At 65.7% G+C, this 13,938-nt stretch carries 16 protein-coding genes; 10 read left to right on the top strand and 6 right to left on the bottom strand.

Going from position 1 to position 13,938, the window contains the following annotated elements; all coding sequences use genetic code 11:
- Positions 1–86: 86 nt before the first annotated feature.
- On the top strand, positions 87–1,037 hold the full coding sequence (locus ACNQS7_RS02640) for a GlxA family transcriptional regulator (protein ID WP_418011308.1): 951 nt from the start codon (positions 87–89) through the stop codon (positions 1,035–1,037).
- 14 nt (positions 1,038–1,051) lie between these two features.
- The gene (locus tag ACNQS7_RS02645) at positions 1,052–1,789 is read left to right on the top strand and encodes a DJ-1/PfpI family protein (RefSeq protein ID WP_418011309.1); all 738 of its coding nucleotides are present in this window, start codon (positions 1,052–1,054) and stop codon (positions 1,787–1,789) included.
- On the opposite strand, the gene ACNQS7_RS02650 is transcribed toward ACNQS7_RS02645, so the two are convergent.
- Positions 1,779–2,255, bottom strand: coding sequence for a nuclear transport factor 2 family protein (locus ACNQS7_RS02650; protein WP_418011310.1), 477 nt, complete (start codon positions 2,253–2,255; stop codon positions 1,779–1,781). The two genes, ACNQS7_RS02645 and ACNQS7_RS02650, sit on opposite strands and share 11 nt — an antisense overlap.
- An 18-nt stretch (positions 2,256–2,273) precedes the next feature.
- Here ACNQS7_RS02650 and ACNQS7_RS02655 point away from each other — a divergent pair, with 18 nt between their 5' ends.
- The gene (locus ACNQS7_RS02655; protein WP_418011311.1) at positions 2,274–3,041 is read left to right on the top strand and encodes an SDR family oxidoreductase; all 768 of its coding nucleotides are present in this window, start codon (positions 2,274–2,276) and stop codon (positions 3,039–3,041) included.
- 46 nt (positions 3,042–3,087) lie between these two features.
- Positions 3,088–3,441 (top strand): hypothetical protein, encoded by a 354-nt coding sequence (locus ACNQS7_RS02660; protein WP_418011312.1) that lies wholly within the window; start codon positions 3,088–3,090, stop codon positions 3,439–3,441.
- Positions 3,442–3,512: 71 nt separating this feature from the next.
- Here ACNQS7_RS02660 and ACNQS7_RS02665 read toward each other — a convergent pair whose 3' ends face one another.
- Together ACNQS7_RS02665 and ACNQS7_RS02670 are read right to left on the bottom strand one after the other, a co-directional pair.
- Positions 3,513–4,280, bottom strand: a complete 768-nt coding sequence (locus tag ACNQS7_RS02665; protein ID WP_418011313.1) for a YqjF family protein — start codon at positions 4,278–4,280, stop codon at positions 3,513–3,515.
- 57 nt (positions 4,281–4,337) lie between these two features.
- Positions 4,338–4,706 carry an STAS/SEC14 domain-containing protein gene (locus ACNQS7_RS02670; protein ID WP_418011314.1) on the bottom strand — a complete coding sequence of 123 codons (369 nt, stop codon included), beginning with the start codon at positions 4,704–4,706 and terminating at the stop codon, positions 4,338–4,340.
- A gap of 76 nt (positions 4,707–4,782) precedes the next feature.
- Between ACNQS7_RS02670 and ACNQS7_RS02675 the strand changes: the two genes are divergently transcribed.
- Both ACNQS7_RS02675 and ACNQS7_RS02680 read left to right on the top strand, forming a co-directional pair.
- The gene (locus ACNQS7_RS02675; protein WP_418011315.1) at positions 4,783–5,319 is read left to right on the top strand and encodes a hypothetical protein; all 537 of its coding nucleotides are present in this window, start codon (positions 4,783–4,785) and stop codon (positions 5,317–5,319) included.
- Between the two features lie 98 nt (positions 5,320–5,417).
- A complete protein-coding gene (locus ACNQS7_RS02680) occupies positions 5,418–6,158 on the top strand; it encodes a peroxiredoxin (RefSeq protein ID WP_418011316.1) in 741 nt (246 codons plus the stop codon).
- 22 nt (positions 6,159–6,180) lie between these two features.
- On the opposite strand, the gene ACNQS7_RS02685 is transcribed toward ACNQS7_RS02680, so the two are convergent.
- The 3 genes from ACNQS7_RS02685 to ACNQS7_RS02695 all read right to left on the bottom strand — a co-directional run bounded on the left by ACNQS7_RS02685 (position 6,181) and on the right by ACNQS7_RS02695 (position 11,194).
- The gene (locus tag ACNQS7_RS02685) at positions 6,181–6,852 is read right to left on the bottom strand and encodes a GAP family protein (RefSeq protein WP_418011317.1); all 672 of its coding nucleotides are present in this window, start codon (positions 6,850–6,852) and stop codon (positions 6,181–6,183) included.
- Positions 6,853–6,854: 2 nt separating this feature from the next.
- Positions 6,855–9,179 carry an arylsulfatase gene (locus ACNQS7_RS02690; protein ID WP_418011318.1) on the bottom strand — a complete coding sequence of 775 codons (2,325 nt, stop codon included), beginning with the start codon at positions 9,177–9,179 and terminating at the stop codon, positions 6,855–6,857.
- A gap of 188 nt (positions 9,180–9,367) precedes the next feature.
- Positions 9,368–11,194 carry a fatty acyl-AMP ligase gene (locus ACNQS7_RS02695; RefSeq protein WP_418011319.1) on the bottom strand — a complete coding sequence of 609 codons (1,827 nt, stop codon included), beginning with the start codon at positions 11,192–11,194 and terminating at the stop codon, positions 9,368–9,370.
- A 218-nt stretch (positions 11,195–11,412) separates the two neighbouring features.
- Here ACNQS7_RS02695 and ACNQS7_RS02700 point away from each other — a divergent pair, with 218 nt between their 5' ends.
- From ACNQS7_RS02700 to ACNQS7_RS02715, 4 genes are all read left to right on the top strand, one after another.
- Positions 11,413–12,252, top strand: a complete 840-nt coding sequence (locus ACNQS7_RS02700) for an SH3-like domain-containing protein (protein WP_418011320.1) — start codon at positions 11,413–11,415, stop codon at positions 12,250–12,252.
- A gap of 18 nt (positions 12,253–12,270) precedes the next feature.
- Positions 12,271–12,975, top strand: coding sequence for a thiocyanate hydrolase subunit gamma (scnC, locus tag ACNQS7_RS02705; protein ID WP_418011321.1), 705 nt, complete (start codon positions 12,271–12,273; stop codon positions 12,973–12,975).
- A 3-nt stretch (positions 12,976–12,978) separates the two neighbouring features.
- Positions 12,979–13,347: a thiocyanate hydrolase gene (locus tag ACNQS7_RS02710; RefSeq protein WP_418011322.1), complete on the top strand. Its 369-nt coding sequence runs from the start codon at positions 12,979–12,981 to the stop codon at positions 13,345–13,347.
- A gap of 116 nt (positions 13,348–13,463) precedes the next feature.
- Positions 13,464–13,838 (top strand): hypothetical protein, encoded by a 375-nt coding sequence (locus tag ACNQS7_RS02715; RefSeq protein ID WP_418011323.1) that lies wholly within the window; start codon positions 13,464–13,466, stop codon positions 13,836–13,838.
- The last annotated feature ends 100 nt before the right edge of the window (positions 13,839–13,938 follow it).

Genomic DNA, 13,938 nt, shown 5'->3' on the forward strand with positions numbered 1-13,938 from the left:
GCACCGACCTGCGCCCAGGTCCGATGTCCTGATTCGTGGGGTGCATGGCCTAGACGACACGATGCGATGTGGCCAACACTGTGTCCATGGCTCGCACAGTCGTGATCGCCGGCTTCCCCGGCGTCCAGGCGCTCGACCTGGTTGGGCCCTACGAAGTCTTCACCGGTGCATCGTTGCTCACCGAGGGTGGATACGAAGTGATCGTGGCCGCCAACGGCGGGCAACCGATCGCCACCGCGGGGGGCCTGGCGCTCAGCGCCGTACCGCTGCCCGACCCGCGCGACGAGGTGGACACCGTGGTGCTCCCCGGCGGCTTCGGTGTCGAAGCAGCGCGGGCCGACGCCGAACTGCTGGATTGGATCAGAGCGGTCGCCCGCAGGGCCCGACGCGTCGTGACCGTCTGCACGGGTGCGTTTCTGGCTGCCGAAGCGGGGCTGCTCGACGGGCATCGCGCTACGACGCACTGGGCCTTCGCCGAGCAGCTGGCCGCGGAGTTCCCGAGCGTCGAAGTCGATCCGGATCCCATCTTCATCCGCAGCTCCGAGCGGATCTGGACGGCCGCCGGCGTCGCCTCCGGTATCGACCTCGCGCTGTCACTCGTCGAGGACGACCACGGCACCGAAGTGGCCCAGACTGTCGCGCGGTGGCTGGTGCTCTACCTGCGCCGCCCCGGCGGGCAGACCCAGTTCGCGGCCCCGGTGTGGATGCCGCGCGCGAAACGTCCGTCGATCCGCGACGTGCAGGAAGCCATCGAAGCCGAACCGGGCGGCGTGCACAGCATCGACGAACTGGCCCGGCGGGCGGCCATGAGCCCGCGCCATTTCACCCGGATCTTCACCGAAGAGGTCGGTGAGGCGCCCGGGCAATACGTCGAGCGCGTGCGCACCGAAGCGGCCCGCCGCCAGCTGGAGGAAACCGACGACACCGTCGTGGCCATCGCCTCGCGGTGCGGCTTCGGTACCGCGGAAACCATGCGGCGCAACTTCATTCGCCGCGTGGGCATTCCGCCTGACCAGTACCGAAAAGCATTCGCTTAGAAAGGAAAACCACCATGCCCCAGATCGCCTTCGTGGCCTACCCAGGTTTCACCGCGTTGGACATGATCGGCCCCTACGAGGTGTTGCGTCAGCTGCCCGACGCCGATGTGCGGTTCGTCTGGCATGAGGTCGGGCCGATCACCGCCGATTCCGGCGTGCTCGTCCTGGGCGCCACCCACTCATTCGCCGAAACTCCCTCTCCCGATGTCATTCTCGTGCCGGGCGGGCCCGCGACCCCGGTGCATGCGCGCGACGAGAGTTTGCTCGACTGGCTCCGGCAGGCCCACGGATCGGCGCAGTGGACCGCCTCCGTGTGCTCCGGGTCGGTCATACTGGCGGCCGCCGGCCTGTTGCGGGACAAGCGCGCCACCTCGCACTGGGTCGCCCTTCCGGCGCTGAAGGCCTTCGGCGTCACTCCCGTCGGCGACCAGCGGATCGTGCACGAGGGCAACATCATCACCAGCGCCGGCGTCTCCGCCGGACTTGACCTGGCGCTCTGGCTGGCCGCACAGCTCGGCGGCGAAGGCCGTGCCAAGGCGATCCAGCTCGCCATCGAGTACGACCCGCAGCCCCCGTTCGATTCGGGTCACATGTCGAAGGCATCGACGGCGACGAAGGCCGCGGCTACCGCGCTGCTGTCCAAGGACAGTCTCAAGCCGGCCAATATGAAAGCCACCACGCTGTTGGCGTGGAACCAGGCTTTGGCGGCCGCACGCTCCCGGCGGCGCAAGCGGCAGCCCGTCAGCGTTTAGGCGCGGGAATCGCGTCGGTGGCCAGCTTGCCGCCGGCCTGAATCCAGGCCCCGACCACCCGAGGTGCGTCGCGGTTGGGGTTGTAGATGTCCTCCTCGCTGGAGAACAGGCCGTCGCCGGCGTACACCAGGCGGGTCCAATTGGGGAACCAGAAGGGCTCCCCGTGCGGGTCGGTCGGGTGGTCGAGCAGGTTCTTGATCATGATGACGACCGCGTCATTGTCTTCGTCGTAAGCGGTCCAGTCCGACGGAAACCGCATGTGCGGAAACGGGGCCATGACGTCGACGATCCACTGCCGCACCTCCTCACGGCCGTGGAAAACTCCGTAGTGATGCTCGGTGTAGACGACGTCCTCGGTGAACAGGTCGGCGAACGGGCGCCAGTCGCCCGAGGCGCTGCATCCCTCGACGACGGTGGTGTAGTGCCGGACGGCGTCTTCGATCTCTGCTTTCGCGAACTTGCCCATACCGGACACACTAGAGGCATGAGCGTGTTGGATCTCTTCGATTTGCGCGGCAAGAAGGCCCTGGTGACCGGGGCGTCCAGCGGCATCGGCAGGAAGGTGGCCCTGGCCTACGCGGAAGCCGGTGCCGAATTAGGTCTTGCCGCAAGGAATTCGGATGCCCTTGGCGCGCTCGCCGAGGAGATTGCGGCGGCCGGCGGCAAGGCCGTACCGATAGCGTGCGACGTGACCCGCCAAGACCAGGTGTCTGCCATGGTCGACCGGATGACCGCCGAGTTGGGCGGGATCGACATCGCGGTGTGCAACGCCGGCATCGTCTCGGTGACACCGATGCTGGACATGTCGGTGGAGGAGTTCGAGCGAATCCAGAGCACCAACGTGACGGGGGTCTTCCTCACCGCGCAGGCTGCGGCCAGGGCGATGGTCGCTCAGGGTCGGGGCGGGTCCATCATCACCACCGCGTCGATGTCGGGCCACATCATCAACATCCCGCAGCAGGTGGGTCACTACTGCACGTCCAAGGCGGCGGTGATCCACCTGACCAAGGCAATGGCGGTCGAATTCGCCCCGCACAACATCCGGGTGAACAGCATCAGCCCCGGCTACATCATGACCGAACTCGTCGAACCACTCGCCGAATACCACCGGCTGTGGGAGCCGAAGATCCCGATGGGCCGCATCGGCCGCCCGGAAGAGCTCAACGGGCTGTACCTGTACCTGGCCAGCGCGGCGTCCAGCTATATGACCGGTTCGGACCTGGTGATCGACGGTGGCTACTGCCTCCCCTGAATTCCGCTGCGCGATCTGCGGCGAGGTGGCCGGTCACGTGCGGTGGGTGAGGCCTGCCGACGCCGTCGCCGAAATGTCCGACCCCGCCCTGCAGGCACTGGCCGAGTTGGACGTTATGGAGCGTCCGGCCGATCAGGCAGCCGTGGCGGTGCAAACCTTCTTCGGAACTGCCAGCGTGCCCGTGTGGGCGGAGTGGATCGAACTGGTGAGTCGCGCGATCGCCGACGCCGACGCGTCCGCGTTGTATCGCCTCGGCTACAGCTATGCGCCGTTTCACTGCCCGGACTGTGCGCTGACTTACTGTGGCGCGCACTGGAATTGGCGGACCTTCGAAGACGACCCCTACACCGGCATCGAAGGTGACTGTCCCCGCGGTCACTTCCACGTGCTGGCCTACTGATCCGGCGCGAGAGTGAATCACGCGACGCCGCCGCGGCGTGTCGCGTCGAGGACTTCACACTCGGCGACGGATCACTGAACCAGGCAGGGCCGACCGAAATAGGTTTGCACACCCGGCGAATACATTGCCCGCAATCGGTGACCGGCCGGCGCTACCCCCGCCGCGTCCACCAGTTCGTCATGCAGCTCTGAGATTTCGGCCTCGTGCAACGGCCATACGTCGTGTTCGTTGGGGACCCACCAGGTTCGGCCCGCCTTGCGGGTGTGTGCGCCCCAGCGAGCGGTGAGCCAGATCTCCAGTGGGGTCGGCTCGATGACATCGCCGACCGTGACCGTCATCAGGCTGCGCAATCCGCGCCGGGGCCAGCGCCGCACGCTCTGGTAGGTGATCTGACGGCCGGACCGGGTCATCCGCATCCTCGCCCAGGTGTACGGAACGCCAAGCCCGATCCGGGTCACGGGCACAACGGCCAAGCGCGCCGTTTCCAGGGACCGGAACAGCACCCCATGGCGTCCGGCGTCGTCGACCGAGTACAGCCGGACATTGGTCTCCAGGAAGCGGCCGAAGTACGGAAGTGGAAGTGCCGTACCGATTTTGGTGTAGGACATCGCGAACGGGATCAACCCCACATAGGTGGTTCCGTCGGCGAACACATCGGGACGGGTGCCGGGCGGGTACAGATGCGCGACAGTCTCCGGCGCCACCGGCCAGTGCGCGAAAGTCACGTCCTTCCAGTACTGGTCGAATGTGACGGGACGCGGCAGCAGCGGCGGTGTCACCGGGTAGCCGGCCAGTGCCGGGTCCCTCTCGGCGCCGGTATCCGAAGGGATAGCGCTCATCGCACTATCGTGTCACGGACAGTCGATAATCGGTCGGCCACATGGTGGCGCTGGGTCCTACGCGCCATCGACAACCCACTGCCGCGCCTGGTCCTGCTCACCGGCGGGAAAGTGGCGAATCTCGGCTGAGACGAAGTGCGACGCCAGATGTTCGGCCACATCTCCGAGGTGCGAGTCGGTCACCACTGCGACTTTCTTGATGTGCTTCTGATGATCCCGAACGAAGCGGAAATGAGTGACCAGCGCTCCGAAGCTGTCCCACCCCGGGAATTTCGCCGCACTGATGATCAGACCGTTGAGGTCGCCGTTCGCCTCGATGTGCGGGTCGACGACCTTGGCAAGTGCGGCGAAATCGCTCTTGTCCAGAGCAGACTCCGGTTGTACCAGCAGCACGGATTGAGCCGCGTCCAGTTCGTAGGTGATCATGGTGCGCTCCTCGATGATGGGCTTCGGTAATGGTCGCGCCCTTGACACCGGCTGATAAGAGGCCAAAGTCATCCATATGCTGGTGGATATTCGTTTGTCTCGGGACTCGCGACTGCACCTGTTCGCGGCGCTGACTCTGGCCGGGTGCATGTTCGCGCCGGCCGGCCACGCTGCCGCCGACTCGGGTTGCGCCAACGGGCAACCCGACGCCCGGCCCGTCGGTAAGGGTCAGCAGGTTCTGGTCGACTACTTCGGAGCGGTCAACAGCAAGGATTACCTCACGGCGTGGGGCTACCTGGGCCGGCAGGTGCGTGCCGTGTATGGCGCGGGGGCACCGGAACAGGATGCGGACGGGCTGGCCAGCTTCTCCTCGATCATGCGTCAGCACGTGAAGTGCGTGCGCGTCACCGCGATCACAAGCGCCCCGACCAACGACCCGGATGTGTCGGCGTCGCTCGGAATTCAGTGGTATCGGGTGACGTTCGACGCCGAATATCTCACCCGGTTCGAGGCCGGCGCGGGGACCCTGCCCCCGTTCTACAAGACGCAGGCCGACCCTCATGAAGGGATTGGGCCACCACCGCTGATCATCAACCAGGGAACCAGTCCCTGAATTCACGACCGTTGACCCGCGCGTCAGAGGGCGTTAGTCCCTAGCCGTCGGCCCACCCGGGTTGTGGAATGGTGCCAGACCACGTGAAGGGACCGTCCATGACCACCACCGAGAGCTCTCCCGCGATCGCCGGAATGCCCCGTATCGGGGACCCGGCGCCGCCGTTCACCGCCGTCACCACCCAGGGGTCGATCAACTTTCCGGCCGACTATGCCGGCAAGTGGGTCATCTTCTTCTCTCATCCGGCTGACTTCACCCCGGTGTGCACCAGCGAATTCATCACCTTTGCCTCGATGCAACAGCAGTTCGCGGCCTACAACACGATGCTGGTGGGGTTGTCGGTCGACGGGCTCTACAGCCATATCGCATGGCTACGCACGATCAAGGAGAAGATCTCGTTCCGCGGTATGCACGACGTGGAGGTCTCCTTCCCGCTGATCGAGGACGTCTCGATGGAGGTCGCGCGAAAGTACGGGATGATCATGCCAGGTGAGGACTCCACCAAGGCGGTGCGCGCGGTCTTCGTCATCGACCCGGAAGGCAAGATCCGTGCCGTCATCTACTACCCGCTGAGCCTGGGCCGCAACTTCGATGAGTTGCTACGGGTGGTCAAGGCGTTGCAGACCGCCGATCACTTCCATGTCGCGACGCCCGCCGATTGGCACCCGGGAGACCGGGTGATCGTGCCGCCCGCGGGTTCCTGCGGCACCGCCAAGGAGCGGATGGACGGCCGCGCCGAGGGCATCGAGTGCGAGGACTGGTTCTTCTGCACCAAAGAGATCAGTGCCGACCAGATCGAATCCGCGATCCGGGTCGGTGGCCATCCGCGAGTGGGCTGACACTTACAGGATTCCAAAGCACTTAAAGAATCCCGAAGCCGCGCAACGCTTTCAGCCCGAACCATATCCCGAAGATCAACCCGACCAGGACGACGATGGGCCGGTTCTTGTCCTGCAGCCAGCGCATCATCCGGTCCAGCACGGAACGTGACCGGTCGCCTAAGAGTGCCGCGGCGCCGATGATGATCAGGTTCACGCTTGTCGCGAGCAACACGAAGGCGATGTACGACGTCATATGTCCGACGCGGCCCATCTCCGCACTACCGATCACTCCGATCGCCGCGAAGGTGAAGACCCACGCCTTCACCGACACCGTGACGACACCCGCCCCGATGAAGAAGGCCTTTGTCGGCGTCGCCGACATCAGCACCGCCATCCATTTCGGGGGTGGCGCATTCGGGTCGTCGTCGCTCAGCAACTCCCGCGCGGCGGTCACCAGGAACAGCACGGCAACGACCAGCAGAACCGTCGACACCACCCAGTGATAAGCGTGCTTCGAGTCGCCGCCGCGGGCTCCCCAGTGGAGGATGGTGCCGAAGACGAGGCCCTGCAGCAGCCTGGTGCCGACATGCCCGGAGATCCAGGCCCCTGCCGCCCGCAGGCGAGCGGGTGTCCCCAGCAACATGATCGTGATCATGATCTCGATCGGTTCCAATGCGCCGCCGAGAATCAGCGGGACCAGACTTTCCCACATCGCTACTGCGAACCCATCGCCGAGCGCATCTCCGCCTCGGCCAGCGCCGCCGCCAGATCGCCGGGCCGGGGGTCGATGGTCGCTTCGATCCGGTCGATACGCCCGGTGAACCGGAAGGCCTGGCCGTACGGCGCCACCGGTGAACCGGTGTCGACTCCGACGTCCAGCGTTTCACCACTCATCGAGAAGCGGAACGGGACGGTGCGCTCGATGCGGCCACTGGCCACGGTGCGCTCGTCGACCAGCAGTGAGGCCGTCGCCCCCCTGCCCAGTCCCCCGCCGTCGTAATCGAACGAAAGGCTCACGGTGGCAGGGCCTTCCGGCAGTGGTTCCAGGCCAGACACCGTGGTGAGTTCATGGCCGAGATAGTTGTAGGTGAACATCGGTACGCCGTACTGCAGGTACAGGCTCCATCCGGCCATCGCGCCACCGATACAGATCAGCACCCCCTGCGCACCACCCGCCGGGATCACCACGTGGGCCCGCAACCGAAACGAGGTGCTGGTGTAGCTCAGTGTCGCCGTCTCCGGGATCCGCACGTGACTGGGGTAATACGTGACCGAAGTGCGGTCGCCCAGCAGGCTCGGCCGGTTGACCGGCAGCGCCCGGGCCAGGGTGGCGTCGCTGAGCGGGTACACGTCGTATTTGCGGGCCTCGGAGTCGAACACCGTCTGCAATTCCGTCAGTTTCTCCGGGTACCGGCCGGCGAGATCGACACCCTGGCTGAAGTCGTCGGCCAGGTGGTAGAGCTCCCAGCGTTCGGTCTCGCCGAACGGATGGCTGCCGGTACGCACCCAGGGCAGCCGGCCGTGAAAACACGACGCGATCCAGCCCCGGTGGTATATCGCACGGTTTCCGAATATTTCGAAATACTGTGTGGTTCTTCGACTTTCGGCATCAGGGTCATCGAAGGAGTACTGCATGCTGACTCCTTCGACTGGTTTCTGCTCGACGCCGTTGACGCGCACCGGCATCTCGATACCGGCCGCCTCCAAGATGGTCGGCATGATGTCGATGACGTGATGAAACTGACTGCGCTGCTCGCCCCTGGCCTTGATTCCGCGTGGCCATGACACGGCGAACCCGTTGCGGGTGCCGCCGAAGTGGGAGGCCACCTGTTTCATCCATTGAAACGGTGAGTCCAGAGCCCAGGCCCAGCCCACGTTGTAGTGGTTTTCGCACCGCGCTGTCCCGAAGTCGTCCAGATGGGCGAGCAGCCATTCGGGATCCTCGGGCAGACCGTTCTGAAACGCAGGCGAGCTCCAGGCGCCGTGGATCGTCCCTTCCGCCGACGCGCCGTTGTCGCCGCAGATGTAGATGAACAGCGTGTTGTCCCATTGGTCCAGGTCGTCGATGGCGTCGATGACCCGTCCGATCTGCGCATCGGTGTGGGCCAGGAAGCCGGCATAGACCTCCATCAGGCGGCGGGCCACCGGTTTGTAGCGGTCGTCGTAGTCCGTCCACGCCGGTATCTGTTCTGGCCGGGGCGTCAGCCGGGTACCGGCAGGAATGATGCCCAGCTCAATCTGCCGTTCGTAAATGCTCTCGCGCAACGCATCCCAGCCGCCGTCGAACTGACCGGCGAACCTGTCCGACCACTCCGGCCATACCTGGTGCGGACTGTGCGTGGCACCGGGAGCGAGGTAAAGGAAGAAGGGCTTACCTGGCGCCGAGGTTTGTTGACGTTGCATCCAGTCGATCGCGCGGTCGGCGAGATCTTCGGTGAGGTGGTAGTCGTCGCGGCCGAGATACGGCTCGACGGGTGTGGTCTGGTCGAACAGTGCCGGCTCGTACTGCGACGTGTCGCCGCCCAGGAAACCGTAGAAGCGTTCGAAGCCCAGTCCGGTGGGCCAGCGGTCAAATGGCCCGGTCGGCCCCAGTTCCCAGGTCGGGGTGAAATGTGCCTTGCCGAACAACGCGGTGTTGTACCCGTTGCGCCGCAGGATCTCCGCGACCGTGGCGGTGCTCTGCGGCAGCACGCTGTCGTAACCCGGTAAGCCGTAGGCGATTTCGCAGATGGTGCCCATGTGTGCGCTGTGATGATTGCGTCCGGTCAGCAACGCGGCGCGGGTCGGCGAACACAGCGCGGTGGTGTGAAACTGGTTGTAACGCAGACCGGTTCGGGCCACCCGGTCGAGGGCGGGCGTCGGCACCGGCCCGCCGAACGTGGCCGCCGCTCCGAACCCGACATCGTCGAGCAGGACGACGACGACGTTGGGAGCACCCTCGGGTGGGCGGGTGATCGTCGGTTTGACCGGGGTGGACTCAGCGGCCGACGGCCTGATCACCCCGGCGAATGGTTCGGCTGCGCGCGGCAGGTCAACCACTGTGCCTCCTTGTTGCCCGATGGCGTGGATAGTCTCACGCGGGAGGCGGCGGTCGGAGAGAATTCGGCAATGCCGGCCGGTTCTTTTGACGGAGCCAACGCACCCTACCGCGACGTCGGCGCCGCGGGTGACCAATGGCGTTGCCCGCGCGCAGATCTGGTTCCGAGGTGTTGCGATCTACCTAGCCGCTAGCGAACGCCGAGGGTGCCGTCGAGATACTCCGCGCGGCAGGCCACCCGCGCCAACTTGCCGCTGGTGGTGCGGGGAATCGCGCCGGCGGGCAGGAACCGCACGTCCGTGACGGACAAACCGTGCCGCGCCAGCACCGCCGCCCGGATGGCCTCGATCGCGGGTTGGGGGTCGGCGCGGCTGGTACCCGTGGCGCGCTCGGCGATGACGACCAACCCAGCAGGCACCGCAACGGCCGTCACATATCCCCGTCGCACCAACGGCGACGCTTCGGCGACGGTGGCCTCGATGTCCTGGGGATAGTGGTTCCGGCCGTCGATGGTCACCAGATCCGCCATCCGCCCGGTCACATACAACTCGCCGTCGAGGTACACGGCCAGGTCGCCGGTTCGCAACCAGTCGCCGTCGATCTTGGCGCCGGCGGCATGGCTGCCTTCGCCGAGAGTTGCGCTCAACTTGGCGCGGAACGTCAGCCGCGTCTCCTCGGGCCGCTGCCAGTACCCTCGCCCGACGTTGTCGCCCTGCAACCACGGTTCGCCGACGTGACCGTCGGGCAACTCGGCGCCGGTTTCGGGATCCACGATCACCGCCCACAAGCTGCGTGCGATTTGACCACATGACACCTGGCCGACGGCGTTGGGCGCATCGGCGGCAACCGGCACTGCCCGGCCCGCGCCCAACTGCTCGCGATCGAGGTAGATCACCGACGTCTCGGCGGCGTGGTCGATGGTGGCGATCATCAGGGTCGCCTCGGCGATGCCGTACGACGGTTTGAAGGCCGTGCGCGGTAATGCGTAGGGCGCGAACGCTTTATTGAAGTTCGCCACCGCGTCGATGCTGACCGGCTCCGAGCCGATGATCAGCACCACGTTAGAGAGGTCGATGGCGTCGCCGCCCCCCGGCAGGCCGCGCTGCGCCGCCCATTCGTAGGCGAAGTTCGGCGCGGCGGTCACCACCTGGCCGATTCGCGAGCTGTCCGACAGAGCCTGGATCCAGCGCAGCGGGCGGCGCACGAACGCCGTCGGCGACAGGAGGGTGGTGTGGCCGCCGTACACGGTCGGGAAGCCGATCATCGACAAACCCATGTCGTGGTACAGGGGCAGCCAGCTGACGCCGTGGGTGTTCCGGTTCAGCAGGTCGATCGACAGGATCATCTGCGTCAAGTTGGTGGCCACCGCCCGGTGGGTGATCTCCACTCCGATCGGGGGCCGGGTCGCCCCGGAGGTGTACTGCAGATAGGACACGGCGTCCATGTCCAAATGGACGGGCGTGAACAGCCGCTCGGCCTCGTCTGGAATCTGGTCGATCACGAGCAGCCGCGGTGCGTGCACTTGCGGGTGGGCAGCCAGGAATTGTTCGATCCCCTCCCTGGCCGCTGCCGTGGTGAGGATGATCGCCGGCTGCGAATCGCGCAGCGCCGTGTCGAGACGTTCGGCGTGGCCGGGCAGTTCCGGTGCAAACAACGGCACCGCAATGGTTCCGGCCTTGATCGCCGCGTAGTAGCCGACGACCCAATCGATGCTCTGGGGTGCCAGGATCGCGACCCGGTCGCCGGGGCCGGCGAACCGCTGCACGTGGGCGGCGACGGCTCGTAAGCGGACCCCGAACTCGGACCAGGTGATTTCATCGGCATGCCCCTCACCGGAGCCGCCGTAGTTCAGGAAGCGATAGGCGACGGTGTCGCCGACGTACTTGATGTTGCGGTCGATCAGCGAGATCAGCGTGGTGTCCGGCGGTAGCACGATGTTGCCGTCAGCGTCCAGGCAATCCTCGATCTGCAGCAGCCCGTCAGGTGCCGCGGGCGTCGACCCGGTACCGCGATTCATGCGCGCATTCTATAAACCGGCCTGCGGCGGTCCCGGCAAGCTGCGGTGTGGTCCTGGCCACCCGGTCCGCATGGCGTCGTGTTCCGGGTGTGCCGCATGTTCGTGCTATGAACGCGAAATCGCTTGAGCGATGCGGCTTTGTCCGCTAACCGATTTCGCCGGAAAGTGGTAATTTTGACGTCGGACCAGGTGGAAATCTCCATACGGGAGGCGTCCAATTGAGCACAGCAGCGGAGCGCGCGGCGCAGCTCGCGCTGGTTTCCCGGCTCAAAACGATCTATCCCGAAGTTTCGGAGTGGCCGGCCCCGGACGAGATCACTCACGATCACTGGCTGGCATATATGAAGACCAGTCACGACGTCGGCGGGGAGCTTGACTACCCGCACCTGTACGAGAACAAAGAAGAAGAGCAGTGGGAGTTGATGACCTATGTGCTCTGCGAGGTTCTCGGCATGCGCGGTATCTGGGTGTCCGAGGAGCGGCGGCGGTTGGGCAACGTCGATGTCGGCCGCGCCATCTACCTGGGCCTGCCCTACTACAGCCGCTGGCTGTGGTCGGTCGGCCGGTTGCTGATCGAGAAGAAGCACATCAGCTGGGGTGAATTGACCGACCGGCTCGCGGAAGTGCAGGGGCGGTACGCGGGCGGGTTGCAGGGGCGCCACCCGGAGGCCCGGCCCAAGTTCGAAGGCGACGGCGCAAGTGTCCCCCGCAATAAGCATCACATCGAGGCCGCCGGCATCGGCGATCCGCAGCGCTTCTCCGGTCAGGCGGGAGAGGCGAAGTTCGAAGTCGGACAACGTGTTCGGGTGCGGGAGCTGCCGGCGATGTTCTACACCCGCACTCCGGAGTACGTACGCGGCGCGGAAGGTGTGATCGCTGAGGTCAGCTACGAGAGCCCGGCACCCGAGGACGAGGCGTGGGACCGCGAGGACGCCAAGCCCGAGTGGTTCTACATCGTGCGGTTCAACCAGGCGCAGCTGTGGGACAACTACACCGGGCACCCGAACGACACGTTGCAGACCGAGATCCCCGAGCGCTGGCTGCAAGCCGTGGGTTGAGAGGAGCGCGATCCGATCATGACCGACCACGACCACGAGCACCAGCGCACCGTCAAACCCATGGTCGACGAGATCACCGACTTCGAAGTGCTCGAGATCGCGCTACGCGAATTGTGCATCGAGAAAGGACTATTCACCGCCGAAGACCATCGGGTCTTCACGGAGTACGCCGAGCAGATCGGCCCCACGCCCGCGGCCCGGTTGGTGGCCAAGGCGTGGCTGGACCCGGCGTTCAAGGAACTCGCGGTGACCGACGCGGTCGCGGCCGCCAGAGAGGTCGGCGTCGAATGGCTGGACCCGACCGGTTTCGGCACCCCCAGCGACTTCGTGGCGTTCAAGATCCTGGAAGACACCCCGACGGTGCACCATGTCATCGTCTGCGCACTGTGCTCCTGCTACCCACGTCCGATACTGGGCAACTCCCCCGAGTGGTACCGCACCCCCAACTACCGGCGGCGCATCGTGCGCTGGCCACGGCAGGTGCTCTCCGAGTTCGGCCTGCAACTACCCGACGACGTCGAGGTGCGGGTGGAGGACTCGAACCAGAAGCACCGGTTCATGGTGATGCCGATGCGCCCGGCGGGAACCGAGGGATGGACCGAAGACCAGCTCGCCGAGATCATCACCCGCGACTGCTTGATCGGGGTCGCGTTACCCAAACCCGGGGTGACGACCAACGTGACTCCCCTGGTGCGCCCCGCCGTCCGGCCTGTCGAAGCCTGACCCATGCCGGACGAAATATCATCCGCTGCAGGCGACTTCGCAGTCCTGGACGAGATCGTGGAGCATCGGCAGACCTGGCCGGTGCTGGCGGCCAGATACGGCGTCGATAACCCGCTGCCGCCGTGGAAGACCAGCCTGGACGGGCTGTGTGACGTGCTGGACCGCTCGTGTTACGGCGACGGACGGTCTGCCCTGACCTTCAAAGAACGCCGTGATGAAGAAGACGAGCTGTCGGCCAACCGTTACGCAGGTCTGCCGTTTCCGGAGAATCAGCTGGTCGCCTTGGCCTACTCGCTGCTCGCCCGTGGCATCATCAGCGAAGACGAACTGCGTCAACGGCTCGACACGGTCCGCGCCCGCCTCGAGGCTTAGACCCGCCGACTGGGCATTCTGTCGCCGAACCGCTAGATTCGGCGGCGGCCAAGCGATGGCTTGTGAAAGTTCACGGACGCTCGCCACCACACACGCATCGACCGCAGGAGTAATCCGTGGACGCAATCGACCATCCGGTCACGACGCGCGAGGCCGCCCTGGCCCGGGTGTATGCCAACCGGGAGCGGGCCCGCGCGCGGCCCGCGGTGGTGCGTGTCCTGCTGGCGGTGCTCGGGAGCCTGTTGCTGGTGGCGTCTGTCCCGCTGATCGTGGTGCTTCCCGAGGCGGGTATTCCGGCGCTGCTCATTGCGTTACGCCTGATGGCGGTCGAAGCGGACTGGGCCGCTAGAGCGTACGCGTGGGCCGACTGGCGCTTTGTGCAACTGCGCCACTGGTTTCAGGGTCAGTCGCGGCTCATCCGATGGACAATCATGGCCGTTCTGCTGCTGGTCGCGGTGGCCTTGGTCTGGCTGCTGATCTACGAGCTGTGAACTGATCGCGCAGCGCTCCCCCGGCTCGGTCTGGTTTCGTTAGGCAGCCGTTCTGGCTGCTGCCGGGCGGCGCGGTCCTCAGCCCTACGCACGTGATCTC

The sequence above is a fragment of the Mycobacterium sp. 23 genome, from assembly GCF_048287075.1.
Classification (GTDB): domain Bacteria; phylum Actinomycetota; class Actinomycetes; order Mycobacteriales; family Mycobacteriaceae; genus Mycobacterium; species Mycobacterium gordonae_B.